Origin of the sequence: Streptomyces sp. YS415, from assembly GCF_023544665.1 — a bacterium.
In the GTDB taxonomy this organism is placed as follows: Bacteria; Actinomycetota; Actinomycetes; order Streptomycetales; family Streptomycetaceae; genus Streptomyces.
Genome location: NZ_JAMJFL010000009.1, coordinates 123,649 through 139,444, shown reverse-complemented (window position 1 = coordinate 139,444; position 15,796 = coordinate 123,649). Strand labels below are relative to the sequence as shown.

Annotated in this window: 14 protein-coding genes; 6 read left to right on the top strand and 8 right to left on the bottom strand. The window is 68.9% G+C overall.

Annotated features, from left to right (window positions below; genetic code table 11):
- Positions 1 to 300: 300 nt before the first annotated feature.
- From M8H82_RS13970 to rpmH, 8 genes are all read right to left on the bottom strand, one after another.
- Complete coding sequence (locus tag M8H82_RS13970) at positions 301 to 1,401, bottom strand: ParB/RepB/Spo0J family partition protein (protein WP_250073633.1); 1,101 nt, start codon at positions 1,399 to 1,401, stop codon at positions 301 to 303.
- Complete coding sequence (locus tag M8H82_RS13965) at positions 1,398 to 2,471, bottom strand: ParA family protein (protein ID WP_284048888.1); 1,074 nt, start codon at positions 2,469 to 2,471, stop codon at positions 1,398 to 1,400. The genes M8H82_RS13970 and M8H82_RS13965 overlap by 4 nt, the downstream gene beginning before the upstream one ends.
- A gap of 292 nt (positions 2,472 to 2,763) precedes the next feature.
- A complete protein-coding gene (gene rsmG, locus M8H82_RS13960) occupies positions 2,764 to 3,480 on the bottom strand; it encodes a 16S rRNA (guanine(527)-N(7))-methyltransferase RsmG (RefSeq protein ID WP_250073628.1) in 717 nt (238 codons plus the stop codon).
- Positions 3,481 to 3,607: 127 nt separating this feature from the next.
- Positions 3,608 to 4,120, bottom strand: coding sequence for a R3H domain-containing nucleic acid-binding protein (locus M8H82_RS13955; protein ID WP_250073626.1), 513 nt, complete (start codon positions 4,118 to 4,120; stop codon positions 3,608 to 3,610).
- Positions 4,121 to 4,135: 15 nt separating this feature from the next.
- On the bottom strand, positions 4,136 to 5,407 hold the full coding sequence (gene yidC, locus M8H82_RS13950) for a membrane protein insertase YidC (protein WP_250073625.1): 1,272 nt from the start codon (positions 5,405 to 5,407) through the stop codon (positions 4,136 to 4,138).
- 3 nt (positions 5,408 to 5,410) lie between these two features.
- Complete coding sequence (gene yidD / locus M8H82_RS13945; protein WP_250073623.1) at positions 5,411 to 5,764, bottom strand: membrane protein insertion efficiency factor YidD; 354 nt, start codon at positions 5,762 to 5,764, stop codon at positions 5,411 to 5,413.
- Complete coding sequence (gene rnpA, locus M8H82_RS13940; RefSeq protein WP_186287966.1) at positions 5,761 to 6,132, bottom strand: ribonuclease P protein component; 372 nt, start codon at positions 6,130 to 6,132, stop codon at positions 5,761 to 5,763. The genes yidD and rnpA overlap by 4 nt, the downstream gene beginning before the upstream one ends.
- A gap of 21 nt (positions 6,133 to 6,153) precedes the next feature.
- Positions 6,154 to 6,291 carry a 50S ribosomal protein L34 gene (gene rpmH, locus M8H82_RS13935; protein WP_005482975.1) on the bottom strand — a complete coding sequence of 46 codons (138 nt, stop codon included), beginning with the start codon at positions 6,289 to 6,291 and terminating at the stop codon, positions 6,154 to 6,156.
- A 385-nt stretch (positions 6,292 to 6,676) separates the two neighbouring features.
- Here rpmH and dnaA point away from each other — a divergent pair, with 385 nt between their 5' ends.
- The 6 genes from dnaA to gyrB all read left to right on the top strand — a co-directional run bounded on the left by dnaA (position 6,677) and on the right by gyrB (position 15,760).
- A complete protein-coding gene (dnaA, locus tag M8H82_RS13930; RefSeq protein WP_308293256.1) occupies positions 6,677 to 8,605 on the top strand; it encodes a chromosomal replication initiator protein DnaA in 1,929 nt (642 codons plus the stop codon).
- Between the two features lie 860 nt (positions 8,606 to 9,465).
- Positions 9,466 to 10,596 (top strand): DNA polymerase III subunit beta, encoded by a 1,131-nt coding sequence (dnaN, locus tag M8H82_RS13925; protein ID WP_250073883.1) that lies wholly within the window; start codon positions 9,466 to 9,468, stop codon positions 10,594 to 10,596.
- Between the two features lie 128 nt (positions 10,597 to 10,724).
- Complete coding sequence (gnd, locus tag M8H82_RS13920) at positions 10,725 to 11,600, top strand: phosphogluconate dehydrogenase (NAD(+)-dependent, decarboxylating) (protein WP_250073619.1); 876 nt, start codon at positions 10,725 to 10,727, stop codon at positions 11,598 to 11,600.
- A 39-nt stretch (positions 11,601 to 11,639) separates the two neighbouring features.
- The gene (gene recF / locus M8H82_RS13915) at positions 11,640 to 12,761 is read left to right on the top strand and encodes a DNA replication/repair protein RecF (protein ID WP_250073617.1); all 1,122 of its coding nucleotides are present in this window, start codon (positions 11,640 to 11,642) and stop codon (positions 12,759 to 12,761) included.
- Positions 12,758 to 13,327 (top strand): DUF721 domain-containing protein, encoded by a 570-nt coding sequence (locus M8H82_RS13910; RefSeq protein ID WP_250073615.1) that lies wholly within the window; start codon positions 12,758 to 12,760, stop codon positions 13,325 to 13,327. Before recF ends, M8H82_RS13910 begins: the two co-directional genes overlap by 4 nt.
- Before the next feature lie 363 nt (positions 13,328 to 13,690).
- The gene (gyrB, locus tag M8H82_RS13905) at positions 13,691 to 15,760 is read left to right on the top strand and encodes a DNA topoisomerase (ATP-hydrolyzing) subunit B (protein ID WP_308293255.1); all 2,070 of its coding nucleotides are present in this window, start codon (positions 13,691 to 13,693) and stop codon (positions 15,758 to 15,760) included.
- Positions 15,761 to 15,796: the final 36 nt, after the last annotated feature.

Below are 15,796 nucleotides of genomic sequence, written 5' to 3'. Positions count from 1 at the left end.
CCTGGCCCGCTGCGTCACGGGCGGCTGTCAGGGCGCTCCGTTCCCTGAGCAGGCTGCCGACGAACCCGCCGACCGCGCCCAGGCCCAGGCCCGCGCTCACCAGTCCGGTCCGGCTCACCGTTCGCATGGCCCCCGCCTCCCCTAAGAGGTGCCGCCAGGTGGATGCGCCATACCCGACTCGCATCGTATCCACGATGCGATCCCGTCGATACCGCGAGAAGGCAAAGGGCGGGCCGTGTTCCGGTACTACCGGACACGGCCCGCCCTTCATCGGGTCCACCTCGGCACAAGGCCCGCAGGTCAGCCCTCGGTGTCCTCCGCGTCGTCCTCCAGAAGGCTCTTCTGGAGAGCGAGCCGCTCGCCCGGAGCGAGGGTGTTCAGGATGCGCTCAAGGTCGTCCGGCGAGGCGAACTCGACGGTGATCTTGCCCTTCTTCTGCCCCAGCTCGACCTTCACCCGAGTCTCGAAGCGGTCCGAGAGCCGGGTCGCCAGGTCGTTCAGCGCCGGCGAGACCCGGCCACCGGCGCGCGGACCCTTGGCCCTCGGCGCCTTCTGGGCCCGGGAGCCCATCAAGGTGACGATCTCCTCGACGGACCGGACCGAGAGGCCCTCGGCCACCACACGCTTGGCCAGCCGCTCCTGCTCCTCCGGGTCCTCCACCGAGAGCAGCGCCCGTGCGTGCCCGGCAGAGAGGACGCCGGCCGCCACCCGGTTCTGCACCTTCGGCGAGAGCTTCAGCAGCCGCAGGGTGTTGGAGACCTGCGGGCGGGACCGGCCGATGCGGTCCGCCAGCTGGTCGTGCGTGCAGTTGAAGTCCTTCAGCAGCTGGTCGTAGGCGGCGGCCTCCTCCAGCGGGTTCAGCTGGGCGCGGTGCAGGTTCTCCAGCAGCGCATCCAGGAGGAGCTTCTCGTCGTCCGTGGCTCGCACGATCGCCGGGATGGCCTCCAGGCCCGCCTCACGGCAAGCCCGCCAACGCCGCTCGCCCATGATGAGCTCGTAGCGCCCCGGACCCAGCTGGCGCACCACGACCGGCTGGAGGAGTCCCACTTCCTTGATGGATGTGACGAGCTCCTGAAGGGCGTCCTCGTCGAAGACCTCACGCGGCTGACGCGGGTTCGGCGAGATGGAGTCGAGGGGAAGCTCGGCGAAGTGGGCGCCCATGGGAGGCGGTGGCATCTCCGCCACGCCGTTGACCGAGGGCTCCTCGGTTTCACGTGAAACAGGCGGCAGCGCGGTCACCTTCGCCGCGGCCACGCCGCGGTCGGTGGTCAGCACAGGCACGGCCGTCGGCGACACGGACGCGACGCTTCCCGCCGCGGCCGGGGCCGCCGTGCTGTCTGCCGGGCCAGGGATCAGTGCGCCCAGGCCACGGCCCAGACCAATCCTCCGTCGCTCGCTCACTGCATCCCCTTCATCATGCTCGGGTCGCTCTGTGCGCCGATGTGGGCGTGCGTCGGGTCGTAGCCGACGCCGGCGCCCCTCAGCGCGATTTCTCGTGCCGCCTCAAGATAGGACAGCGCACCGCTGGATCCCGGATCGTAGGTCAGCACCGTCTGGCCGTAGCTCGGCGCCTCGGAGATCCGGACCGAGCGGGGAATGCTCGTCCTCAGCACCTCGTCGCCGAAGTGGCTGCGCACCTCGTCCGCGACCTGGGACGCGAGGCGCGTCCGGCCGTCGTACATGGTGAGCAGGATCGTCGACACGTGCAGCGTGGGGTTGAGGTGTCCCCGTACCAGGTCGACATTGCGGAGCAGCTGGCCCAGGCCCTCCAGCGCGTAGTACTCGCACTGGATCGGGATCAGGACCTCCTGACCGGCCACCAGGGCGTTGACCGTCAGCAGGCCGAGGGAGGGCGGGCAGTCGATGAGGATGTAGTCCAGCGGCTGCTCGTACGCCTGGATCGCCCGCTCGAGCCGGCTCTCACGTGCCACCAGGGACACCAGCTCGATCTCCGCACCGGCGAGATCGATCGTGGCGGGCGCACAGAAGAGGCCCTCGACATCGGGGACGGGCTGGACGACTTCCGCGAGCGGCCTGCTCTCGACCAGCACGTCGTAGATCGACGGAACTTCGGCGTGATGGTCAATGCCCAGGGCCGTGGACGCGTTGCCCTGGGGGTCGAGGTCGATCACCAGGACACGGCCACCGTGCAGAGCCAGCGACGCGGCAAGGTTGACGGTTGTCGTCGTCTTGCCGACGCCGCCCTTCTGGTTGGCGACCACAATGACCCGGGTCTGGTCGGGCCGTGGCAGCCCCTCACCGGCACGGCCGAGAGCCTCCACTGCCAGTTGGGCAGCACGACCGATGGGAGTGTCGTCCATCGGGGGCGGTGTTTCACGTGAAACATCGTCCCCCATCGACTCGGTACGGGGACCGGGGACCGGATCGGTCATCGGTCCCGCGATGTTGGCGTCGGACCGCAAGGATTCACTCTCCTCGACTTCAGGCTCGCAATGAACAGAGCCTCCCATGTCTTCGGGGTCGTGAACCAGTGAGCCCTGGTGTTCTGTGGAGAAATCCACCTCTGTGGACAACTCCTTTGCCTCTCCGAGTGACCCGAGAGGCTTCCGGTCGCGGGGTTCGGCCGCGGCGCGGCCCCGGCTGATGATGCCGTGCAGCAGTGAGCGACGTTTCACGTGAAACACGATGCACAGCAGCCGAGGCCGATTCGCCGCAGACACTCCGGCATGCGTAGGTTTGGCAGCTTGTGTGGAGTACGTCTCGTCCTCAGGACGGATCAGAGACGCTCTCCGCCGCGACTGCTCAACGGCGCCGTCGGGTCCGTCCCGTCCGGGCGGCCTTGGCCCGCTTCGCAGCGAAGCGCACTCCGCCGGGGCTCTCTCCGACCTCGACCCGCACCACCGTCGAGAGGGGGTCCACCAGGCCCTCGCCGACCTGCAGTACGGAGGTGCCCACCGCGCCGAGCTTGCTCAGCGCCGTGGCGGCGCTCTTCAGTTCCTCCTCGGCGGTGTCGCCCTTGAGCGCGAGCATCTCCCCGTACGGACGCAGCAGCGGAATGCCCCAGGTCGCCAGCCGGTCCAGCGGGGCCACGGCGCGGGCCGTCACCACATGGACCGGCTGGATCTTGCCCATGACCTCCTCGGCACGGCCACGGACCACCGTCACATGATCGAGGCCCAGCAGCTCGACGACCTCGGTCAGAAAGGTCGTCCGGCGCAGCAGCGGCTCCAGCAGCGTGATCTTCAGGTCCTCCCGGACCAGGGCCAGCGGAATGCCGGGCAGTCCGGCACCGGAGCCGACATCGCAGACCGTCACCCCCTCGGGCACGACCTCCGAGAGCACCGCACAGTTCAGCAGATGCCGCTCCCACAGCCGGGGCACTTCACGCGGCCCGATCAGACCGCGCTGCACGCCCGCCTCCGCGAGCAGCTCCGCGTATCGGACCGCGTCCGCGAAGCGATCACCGAACACCTCACGCGCCTGTTCGGGCGCGGGGGGGAGCTCCGCTGCCTCCGTCACGAGGGACCGTCCTTCCGTACCGTGTCGGCGCCACCAGGGCGCCACACCAGAACCACCAGAACTATCAGGCTGACAAACTTCGGCCCCGCCTGCCGGGCAGACGGGGCCGGAGGAACCTACGGACCGATCAGGCGGGCAGCACGACGACGAAGCGCTGCGGCTCCTCGCCCTCGGACTCGCTGCGCAGACCCGCGGCCTTGACCGCGTCGTGCACGACCTTGCGCTCGAACGGCGACATCGGCTTCAGCTTCACCGGCTCGCCGGTGTTCCTGACGTCGGCCGCCGCCTTCGCGCCCAGCTCGGACAGCTCGGCGCGCTTCTGGGCGCGGTAGCCGCCGATGTCCAGCATCAGCCGGCTGCGGTCGCCGGTCTCCCGGTGCACGGCCAGGCGCGTGAGCTCCTGGAGTGCCTCCAGCACCTCACCGTCACGGCCGACCAGCTTCTGCAGGTCGCGGCTGCCCGCGTCGCTGATGATCGAGACAGCGGCGCGGTCGGCCTCGACGTCCATGTCGATGTCGCCGTCGAGATCGGCGATGTCCAGCAGACCCTCGAGGTAGTCCGCCGCGATCTCGCCCTCCTGCTCCAGGCGGGTCAGGGTGTCTGCACCCTCGGCAGCGGCGGAGGTGGTGCCTTCCGTCACGGGATGGACTCCTTCTTACTTCTTGGACGGGGACTTGGGCCGCTGCGGACCCTTGCGCTGTCCGGACTGGGCCTTGCTGCGGGTTCCGGAGCCGGGCTTCTGGCCGCCCTTCTTGGCAGCGGACGGCTTGGCGTCCTCCGGCGCTTCGGACTTGGTCAGCGACGTCTTGGCCTCGGGCTCACCGCCCGGTGCCTTCGCGACGGCGGACTGACGCCGGGACTTGCTCTGCCGCTTGGGCTGCTGGCGCTTGGGCGCCGTCGTGGGCGTCCCGTCCTCGGTCTCGACGGCGACGGGCGACTCGCTCTTCACCACACTGCCGTCGGTCTGCGCGGCAAGACCCGCCTTGTTCAGGCCGTTGATGAACTTGCGCTCGTACTCGTTGCGGTCACGGCCCTTGGCGACGATCGCCTTGATGATGACGCGCTGGCTGCGCCGACGGGCCTTGCCGTGCTGCGTGACGTGCTTGGTCAGGCGCTCCAGGTAGGCGGCCTGCGCCTTGGAACCCGGGGTCGGGTTGTTGTGGATCACGTACATCTGCTGGCCCATGGTCCACACGTTGGTGGTCAGCCAGTAGACGAGGACACCGACCGGGAAGTTGATGCCGAAGACGGCGAACATGACCGGGAAGATGTACAGCAGCATCTTCTGCTGCTGCATGAACGGCGTCTTCACCGTGGTGTCGACGTTCTTCGTCATCAGCTGTCGCTGCGTGTAGAACTGCGACGCCGACATCAGGACGATCATGACCGCGGTGACGATGCGGACGGTGGTCAGCGAGGCGTCCAGCGCCGCGACGTCCGACGAGCTGTCGGTGAACTTCGCGGCCAGCGGGGCACCGAAGATGTGGGCCTTCTGCGCGCTGTCCAGCAGGCCCTGGTTGATGGCACCGATGGTGTCGTTGTTCGCGATGCTGTTGAGCACGTGGTACAGCGCGAAGAAGAACGGCGACTGCGCCAGGATGGGAAGGCACGAGGAGAGGGGGTTGGTACCCGTCTCCTTGTACAGCTTCATCATCTCTTCGGACTGGCGCTGCTTGTCGTTCTTGTAGCGCTCCTGGATCTTCTTCATCTCGGGCTGCAGCGTCTGCATGGCCCGGGTCGCCTTGATCTGCTTCACGAAGAGCGGGATCAGGCAGATACGGATCAGAATCACCAGGGACACGATGGACAGGCCCCAGGCCCACCCGGTGTCTTCGCCGAAGAGGGCGCCGTACACCTTGTGGAACTGGACGATGACCCAGGAAACGGGTGTCGTGATGAAGCTGAAGAGGCTGGCAATCGTGTCCACTAATCATGCTCCTTGGGCATGGGACGGGGTCTCTGCGGCCGGGCTCGAGGAACCGTGGTCCTCGGTGGCCGTTTCGGCGGCGGAGGGCCCGCCCGTGCGTGCGCGCCATGCGCCCCGCAGCATCTCGTGCCATCGCGGGCGCTTGCGCGGCGGGACATGGTCCACACCGCCCAGCGACCACGGGTTGCAGCGCAGGATGCGCCAGGCCGTGAGCGCCGTGCCCTTGACCGCACCGTGCCGGTCGATGGCTGTGTAGCCGTAGTGGGAACACGACGGGTAGTACTTGCAGACCGGCCCCAGCAGCGGACTGATCGTCCACTGGTAGATCTTGATCAGGGCCAGTAGCGGGTACTTCATCGCGCGCCCCCTCCCAGCAGCCGCTGCAGAGCGGCGTCCAGGTCTTGGGCCAGCTGTGCATGGTCGGCGTCACCCGCTCCGGGCAGCGCTCGTACGACTACCAGGCTACCGGGGGGAAAGACGTCGACCCGATCGCGCACCAGATGGCGAAGCCTGCGCTTCACCTTGTTGCGCACGACCGCACCGCCGACGGCTTTGCTCACGACGAAACCCGCACGCGTCGGGGGAGCGCTCTCCCCAGGCGCGTGCGGGTCCGTGGCACCGCTACGAAGGTGGACGACGAGAGTCGGGCGTCCGGCCCGGCGACCTCGTCGTACCGCGGTCGCGAAGTCCTCGCGCCGCCTCAGCCGGTTCTCGGTGGGCAGCACGACGGCATGACCTGACCGGGATCAGGCGGACAGGCTGGCGCGGCCCTTGCTGCGACGGTTCGCGAGAATCGCGCGGCCGGCACGGGTGCGCATCCGCAGGCGGAAGCCGTGGGTCTTGGCACGACGACGGTTGTTCGGCTGGAAAGTGCGCTTGCTCACTCGGGGGCTCCAGAAATCAAATCGGTGGTTGCGGGTGCCGTCCTGGCTGTCACCGTGCGCCCACGAGTAGCTCGCGTTACGCCCGAGTGCACCGCTTCCCGATCACCGGTTCACCCCCGCACTGGCGGGGACGTGATCTTGTGCCCATCGGAGGCAGGCGGCAGCAGCCATCGACAACTCGACCTGGTTACGGTACGCGGGGCTACGCCATCCGGTCAAACCAGGGGCAGCCGGGAGACACTGTCCACAGGCTGGGGACAACAACTTGAACCGCACCCGTCGCCCTGACTACCGTGGCTGGACTCCGATTCGCCCGTCCCACCCGATTTGAATCCCGATTCGTCCCACATCACACGTTCGTGGGACCCGTGAGAGAGCGTGCCCTGTGGCTGACGTACCTGCCGATCTTGCCGCAGTGTGGCCACGAGTACTCGAGCAGCTCCTCGGTGAGGGCCGGGGCCAGGGGGTCGAGGCGAAGGACGAGCACTGGATCCGCCGCTGTCAGCCGCTGGCTCTGGTCGCGGACACCGCCCTGCTCGCCGTACCGAACGAGTTCGCGAAGGGCGTGCTGGAGGGCCGTCTCGCGCCGGTCGTCAGCGAGACCCTCAGCCGCGAGTGCGGCCGCCCGATCCGCATCGCGATCACCGTCGACGACTCCGCGGGCGAGCCGCCCGCCCCGTCGGCACCGCCCGCCCGCTCCCAGCGCTACGAGGAGCCCGAGCTGCCCTCGGGCCAGTACGAGGGCTACGGCCGCCACCGCGGCGCCGACGGTGACGCCTATCCGTCCCGGTCCGACCAGGGCGACCAGCTCCCGACGGCCCGCCCCGCCTACCCGTCCGAGTACCAGCGCCCCGAGCCCGGCGCCTGGCCGCGTCCGCAGCAGGACGAGTACAGCTGGCAGCAGCAGCGCCTCGGCTTCCCCGAGCGCGACCCCTACGCGTCGCCGTCCCAGGACGGCTACGGCCAGGACGGCTACGGCCAGCAGCAGGACTACCGCCCGCAGTCGATGGACCGCCCGCCCTACGACGGCCAGCGCTCCGACTACGACGGCCAGCGTCCGGACTACGACAAGCCACGCCCCGATTACGACAAGCCGCGCGGCGACTACGGCCAGGGCCGCTCCGACTACGACCAGCGCGACGCCCGCCGGGATCGCCACGAGTCACAGGGCGGCACGGGCCCCGGCTCGGGTCACGGGCACCGCGGCGGACCGCCCGCCTCCGGCGGTGCCCCCGGTCCGCTGGGGGCGAAGCCGGCGCCGGCCACCGGTCCCGGCGAGCCGACCGCGCGCCTGAATCCGAAGTACCTCTTCGACACCTTCGTCATCGGGGCGTCGAACCGTTTCGCCCACGCGGCCGCGGTCGCCGTCGCCGAGGCACCCGCGAAGGCGTACAACCCCCTCTTCATCTACGGGGAGTCCGGACTCGGCAAGACACATCTCCTGCACGCGATCGGGCACTACGCGCGGAGCCTCTACCCGGGCACGCGCGTGCGCTACGTGAGCTCGGAGGAGTTCACCAACGAGTTCATCAACTCCATCCGCGACGGCAAGGGCGACAGCTTCCGCAAGCGCTACCGCGAGATGGACATCCTGCTCGTCGACGACATCCAGTTCCTCGCGGACAAGGAGTCGACGCAGGAGGAGTTCTTCCACACCTTCAACACGCTCCACAACGCCAACAAGCAGATCGTGCTCTCCAGCGACCGGCCGCCCAAGCAGCTGGTGACGCTGGAGGACCGGCTGCGGAACCGTTTCGAGTGGGGCCTGATCACGGATGTCCAGCCGCCCGAGCTGGAGACCCGGATCGCGATCCTGCGCAAGAAGGCGGTCCAGGAGCAGCTCAACGCCCCGCCAGAGGTGCTGGAATTCATCGCCTCGCGGATCTCGCGCAACATCCGCGAGCTGGAGGGCGCGCTGATCCGGGTGACGGCGTTCGCCTCGCTCAACCGGCAGCCGGTGGACCTGGGCCTGACGGAGATCGTCCTCAAGGACCTGATCCCGGGCGGCGAGGACTCGGCCCCCGAGATCACCTCGACGGCCATCATGGGCGCCACCGCGGACTACTTCGGCCTCACGGTCGAGGACCTGTGCGGCACCTCGCGCGGCCGCGCGCTGGTGACGGCCCGCCAGATCGCCATGTACCTCTGCCGGGAGCTGACGGACCTCTCGCTGCCCAAGATCGGCGCCCTCTTCGGCGGCCGCGACCACACGACGGTGATGCACGCGGACCGCAAGATCCGCAATCTGATGGCCGAGCGGCGCTCCATCTACAACCAGGTCACCGAGCTCACCAACCGCATCAAGAACGGCTGAGCCCGCGCCGATACGGCATCCAGAGCGCCCTCCGGACGAGATCCGGGGGGCGTTCCTCGTGGTGCCGACGTCACCCGGTGTTCGATTACCTGCGAGGTTACGGCCACTCTCCACAGATTCGATGACTTTCTTCCGTCCACATCCTGGGGACTGCGGAGTTGTCCAGATCGTGTCCACAGGCTGTGCTGTTGAAAGACCATCAGCCCAGCTCAGCCGGTTGTGGATTCGTGGACGAAGGATCTCCACAGGCTGTGGACAACGCGCCGGTCCACAGGGTGTGCACGGAGTTGTCCACCGGCAACCCACAGGCTGGAGCGGGTTGTCCCCAGTGATCGCCGGTTTCTCCACATGTCTGTCCACTGTTCGGCAACGCGACGCGCCTTCTCACCGGCCCGAGTGAAAGGCGTCACACGAAGGTGCCGGGTTGGGCTGTGGGAAAGCCGGGTAAACCTGGGGACGGCGCTGGGGAGAACTCGACCCAACCTGTGCACGGGGTGTGCAGAACTTTCTGTTCTCCACAGATACGCCCGGTTGTCCACCGCCTCCGCCCACAGGACCGGTGGACAAAATTCCTGCCCTGAGCTGGGAAAACGGAGTTATCCACGGTTTCCACAGGCCCTACTACTACTGACAACTAGAGAGAGCTGGGAATCCGTTTCGAAGTGGGTCCTGTGCACAACTCGCTCTCCGGCTCCCGGCTGCCCCTCGTCACGACTTGACCCCGAGGGGCACCTACTGTCAGTGCCGTGCGTCAGACTGTTCCCCGGTGTCCCTCCCTCGACACAGGGACCGAGGACACCGCGACAGACGACGAAGCCAGGCAGGCCGAGAAGCGCCGGCAACAGCAGGAGGCGGCAACAGTGAAGATCCGGGTGGAACGCGACGTACTCGCGGAGGCCGTGGCCTGGGCGGCGCGCAGCCTCCCGGCCCGCCCGCCGGCCCCTGTCCTCGCCGGCCTGCTGCTGAAGGCCGAGGACGGCCAGCTGAGCCTGTCCGGCTTCGACTACGAGGTCTCCGCACGCGTGTCGGTGGACGCCGAGGTCGAGGAGGAGGGCACGGTCCTCGTCTCCGGCCGGCTGCTCGCCGACATCTGCCGTGCGCTGCCGAACCGGCCGGTGGAGATTTCCACAGACGGTGTACGGGCGAGCGTGGTCTGCGGCTCCTCGCGCTTCACACTCCACACCCTGCCTGTGGAGGAGTACCCGGCGCTGCCGCAGATGCCGACCGCGACCGGCACCGTCCCCGGTGAGGTCTTCGCCTCCGCGGCCGCCCAGGTCGCCATCGCCGCAGGCCGTGACGACACGCTTCCGGTGCTGACCGGTGTGCGCATCGAGATCGAGGGCGACCGGGTCACGCTGGCGTCCACCGACCGCTACCGGTTCGCGGTCCGTGAGTTCCTGTGGAAGCCGGAGAACCCGGACGCGTCCGCGGTCGCGCTGGTGCCCGCGAAGACGCTGCTGGACACCGCCAAGGCGCTGACCAGCGGTGACAGCGTGACGCTGGCGCTGTCCGGCTCCGGTGCCGGTGAGGGCCTGATCGGTTTCGAGGGCGCCGGGCGGCGTACGACGACCCGGCTGCTGGAGGGCGACCTCCCGAAGTACCGGACGCTGTTCCCGACCGAGTTCAACTCCATCGCGGTGATCGAGACGGCTCCGTTCGTGGAGGCCGTGAAGCGTGTGGCGCTGGTGGCCGAGCGGAACACCCCGGTGCGGCTCAGCTTCGAGCAGGGCGTGCTGATCCTGGAGGCCGGTTCCAGCGACGACGCACAGGCTGTGGAAAGGGTCGACGCGCAGCTGGAGGGCGACGACATCTCGATCGCCTTCAACCCGACCTTCCTGCTGGACGGCCTGAGCGCGATCGACTCGCCCGTGGCCCAGCTGTCGTTCACGACCTCCACCAAGCCGGCGCTGCTGAGCGGCAAGCCCGCGGTGGACGCCGAGGCGGACGAGGCGTACAAGTACCTGATCATGCCGGTCCGCCTCAGCGGCTGACGGCAACACCGCAGGTCGGGGCATACGTTTGAGCGCGTATGCCCACAGGTGTGCGTGAGGGTCCGGGTTTAGGCTCGGACGTAGGTACGAAGGTGCCACTCACGCCACAGCAACCTAAGGAACAACTGATGGAGCTCGGTCTCGTCGGCCTCGGCAAGATGGGCGGCAACATGCGCGAGCGGATCCGCCGCGCGGGCCACACCGTCGTCGGATACGACCGCAACCCGGATCTCGCGGATGTCCACAGCCTGGAAGAGCTTGTGGGCAAGCTCAAGGGCCCGCGCGTCGTGTGGGTGATGGTCCCGGCCGGTGCCGCCACCCAGTCGACCATCGACGAGCTCGCCGAGCTCCTGGAGCCCGGGGACGTCGTCGTGGACGGCGGGAACTCCCGCTGGACGGACGACGAGAAGCACGCCGGGGAGCTGGCCGCCAAGGGCATCGGCTTCGTCGACTGCGGCGTCTCCGGCGGCGTCTGGGGCCTGGAGAACGGCTACGCGCTGATGTACGGCGGCGACGCGGAGAACGTCGCCAAGGTGCAGCCGGTCTTCGACGCGCTCAAGCCCGAGGGCGACTTCGGCGCGGTGCACGCCGGCAAGGTCGGCGCCGGGCACTTCGCGAAGATGGTCCACAACGGCATCGAGTACGCGATGATGCAGGCGTACGCCGAGGGCTGGGAGCTGCTGGAGAAGGTCGACTCCGTGACGGACGTCCGGGAGGTCTTCCGCTCCTGGCAGGAGGGCACCGTCATCCGCTCCTGGCTGCTGGACCTCGCGGTCAACGCCCTCGACGAGGACGAGCACCTGGACAAGCTGCGCGGCTACGCACAGGACTCCGGCGAGGGCCGCTGGACCGTGGAAGCCGCCATCGACAACGCCGTGCCGCTGCCCGCGATCACGGCGTCCCTGTTCGCGCGGTTCGCCTCCCGCCAGGAGGACTCCCCGCAGATGAAGATGATCGCGGCGCTGCGCAACCAGTTCGGCGGCCACGCGGTCGAGAAGAAGTAACCAGCCAGAACCAGCACCGGGGGAGGTCGGCGCACCACCATGCACGTCACGCATCTGTCGCTCGCCGACTTCCGCTCGTACGCCCGGGTCGAGGTCCCGCTCGACCCGGGCGTCACTGCCTTCGTGGGCCCCAACGGCCAGGGCAAGACGAACCTCGTCGAGGCCGTCGGCTATCTCGCCACCCTCGGCAGTCACCGCGTCGCCTCCGACGCGCCCCTGGTGCGCATGGGCGCCGACCGCGCGATCATCCGGGCGCAGATCCGGCAGGGCGAGCGCCAGCAGCTGGTGGAGCTGGAGCTGAACCCCGGCCGGTCCAACCGCGCCCGGATCAACAGATCGTCGCAGGTCAGGCCGCGGGACATCCTGGGGATCGTGCGTACGGTGCTGTTCGCGCCGGAGGATCTGGCGCTGGTCAAGGGCGACCCCGGCGAGCGCCGCCGCTTCCTCGACGAGCTGATCACCGCCCGCTCCCCGCGCATGGCGGGCGTGCGCTCCGACTACGAGCGGGTGCTCAAGCAGCGCAACACCCTGCTGAAGTCGGCCGCCCTCGCGCGACGGCACGGCGGCCGCTCGATGGACCTGTCCACCCTCGACGTCTGGGACCAGCACCTCGCGCGCGCGGGCGCCGAACTGCTCGCCCAGCGCATGGACCTGATCGCCGCGATCCAGCCGCTGGCGGACAAGGCGTACGAGCAACTGGCGCCCGGCGGCGGCCCGCTGGCGCTGGAGTACAAGCCGTCCGCGCCCGGCGAGGCGCACACGCGTGAGGATCTGTACGGGCAGGTGATGTCCGCGCTCGCGGAGGCCCGTAAGCAGGAGATCGAGCGGGGCGTGACCCTGGTGGGACCGCACCGCGACGATCTGCTGCTCAAGCTGGGGCAGTTGCCCGCCAAGGGGTACGCCTCGCACGGCGAGTCCTGGTCGTACGCGCTGGCGCTGCGGCTGGCCTCCTACGATCTGCTGCGCGCCGAGGGCAATGAGCCGGTGCTCGTGCTCGACGACGTCTTCGCCGAGCTGGACACCCGGCGCCGGGAACGGCTCGCCGAACTGGTGGCCCCCGGGGAGCAGGTGCTGGTGACGGCGGCGGTCGACGACGACGTGCCGCACGTGCTCGCGGGGGCGCGGTACGCCGTGGCCGAGGGGGCGGTGGAGCGCGTATGACCGCCGAGGATCCGCAGCGGGCCCAGGGCTCCGGGACGGCCGGGGAACCGGCGAAGAAGGCTCCCGAGCCGTCCGGGGTCGACCTCGCGCGCGTGGCGTTGCGCGCGGCGAAGGAACAGGCACGCGCGCGGGGGGACGCGGCGCAGCAGAAGAGGCAGGCGCGGCGCGGGGGCGGCCTGCGCTCCGGCGCGCGCGCCGACGGGCGCGACCCGATGGCCCTGGGCGCCGCCATCAACCGGCTGATCACCGAGCGCGGCTGGGAGGCACCGGCCGCGGTGGGCGGGGTGATGGGCCGCTGGCCGCAGATCGTGGGGCCGGACCTGGCCAACCACTGCGAGCCGCAGACGTACGACGAGGACGAGCGGGTACTGGTCGTACGGTGCGACTCGACGGCCTGGGCGACGAATCTGCGGCTGCTCGCCCCGCAGTTGGTGGCCCGGCTGAACGAGGACCTCGGGCACGGCACGGTGAAGGTGATCAAGGTCCTGGGCCCCGGCGGCCCCGACCGCCGCTACGGCCCCCTCAGGGCCCCGGGCAGCACCGGACCCGGCGACACCTACGGGTGACGTACATCACGTACCGGCTGTGCGGGACGGCTCCGTCGGAGCACCGCACGCGCTTGCGCGCGCCCTCGCGCGGGCGACCTGACTCCCAAGTAGCAAAGGGTTCACACCTCGAAGCGCTGAGTGCCGCTGTGAGCCTCTTGGAGCCCCGCTCCGTATATGGGGAGTCGGGAGAGACCGGTTCAGGGCGGCACATGCGGACTCAGGTACCGGCAAACCCCCATCACTGTCGGCGCTACCGGTAGACTGGAAGCCAATCCCGCCCCACTCGTGGGGACCGCCCGGGAGACGCTGAGCAACGCTGATCAAGGCTTACCAACGCAACATGCCGCAGCCGCTCCGGCAACCTGCCGACGAGCCCGGCTCGTGCTGTGCCAGAAAGGGCGCTTCGTGGCCGATTCCGGCAACCCCAACGAGAACATCCCGTCCACCGACGCCGTGGCAGGCGTACCCGAGGCCAACGCCACGGCGTACGACGCGAGTGCCATCACCGTCCTCGAGGGTCTGGACGCGGTCCGCAAGCGACCCGGTATGTACATCGGCTCGACCGGCGAGCGCGGCCTGCACCACCTCGTGTACGAGGTGGTCGACAACTCCGTCGACGAGGCGCTGGCCGGTCACGCGGACACCATCGAGGTGACGATCCTCCCCGACGGCGGCGTGCGGGTCGTGGACAACGGCCGCGGCATCCCGGTGGGCATCGTCGCCTCCGAGGGCAAGCCGGCCCTCGAGGTCGTGCTGACCGTGCTGCACGCGGGCGGCAAGTTCGGCGGCGGCGGCTACGCGGTCTCCGGTGGTCTGCACGGCGTGGGCGTCTCCGTGGTGAACGCGCTGTCGTCGAAGGTCGCCGTCGAGGTCCGCACCGACGGCCACCGCTGGACCCAGGACTACAAGATGGGCGTCCCCACGGCGCCGCTCGTCCAGCACGAGGCCACCGAGGAGACCGGCACCTCGGTCACCTTCTGGGCCGACAGCGACATCTTCGAGACCACGGACTACTCCTTCGAGACGCTCTCGCGGCGCTTCCAGGAGATGGCGTTCCTCAACAAGGGTTTGACGATCAAACTCACTGACGAGCGCGACTCGGCGAAGGCCACCTCCGGGGCGGACGAGGCGGGCGCGGACGAGACCGCCGACGTCAAGACGGTCACGTACCACTACGAGGGCGGCATCGTCGACTTCGTGAAGTACCTCAACTCCCGCAAGGGGGACGTGGTGCACCCCACGGTGATCGACCTCGAGGCGGAGGACAAGGACAGGGCCCTGTCCCTCGAGATCGCCATGCAGTGGAACAGCGGTTACAGCGAGGGCGTGTACTCCTTCGCCAACATCATCCACACGCACGAGGGCGGTACCCACGAAGAGGGCTTCCGCGCGGCGCTGACGAACCTCATCAACAAGTACGCGCGCGACAAGAAGCTGCTCCGCGAGAAGGACGACAACCTCACCGGCGACGACATCCGCGAGGGTCTCACCGCGATCATCTCGGTGAAGCTGAGCGAGCCGCAGTTCGAGGGTCAGACCAAGACCAAGCTGGGCAACACCGAGGCCAAGACCTTCGTCCAGAAGGCGGTCTACGAGCACCTCAACGACTGGCTGGACCGCAACCCGGTGGAGGCTGCGGACATCATCCGCAAGGGCATCCAGGCGGCCACCGCGCGCGTGGCGGCCCGCAAGGCGCGCGACCTGACGCGCCGTAAGGGCCTGCTGGAGTCGGCGTCGCTGCCGGGCAAGCTCTCGGACTGCCAGTCGAACGACCCCACCAAGTGCGAGATCTTCATCGTCGAGGGTGACTCCGCCGGCGGTTCGGCCAAGTCCGGCCGCAACCCGCAGTACCAGGCGATCCTCCCGATCCGGGGCAAGATCCTCAACGTCGAGAAGGCGCGGATCGACAAGATCCTGCAGAACCAGGAGATCCAGGCGCTGATCTCCGCCTTCGGCACGGGTGTGCACGAGGACTTCGACATCGAGAAGCTCCGCTATCACAAGATCATCCTGATGGCGGACGCCGACGTCGACGGCCAGCACATCAGCACGCTGCTGCTGACCTTCCTGTTCCGCTTCATGCGGCCGCTGGTCGAGGCCGGGCACGTGTACCTCTCCCGTCCCCCGCTGTACAAGATCAAGTGGGGCCGGGACGACGTGGAGTACGCCTACTCGGACCGCGAGCGTGACGCGTTGATCGAGATGGGCCGCCAGCGCGGCAAGCGCGTGCGCGAGGACTCCATCCAGCGCTTCAAGGGTCTCGGCGAGATGAACGCCGAGGAGTTGCGCATCACCACGATGGACCAGGAGCACCGCGTCCTCGGCCAGGTCACCCTCGACGACGCCGCCCAGGCCGACGACCTGTTCTCGGTCCTCATGGGCGAGGACGTCGAGGCGCGCCGCGCCTTCATCCAGCGCAACGCCAAGGACGTCCGGTTCCTCGACATCTGAGTCGGTCTCAGCTGACCGCACCAGGAAGGATCTTCA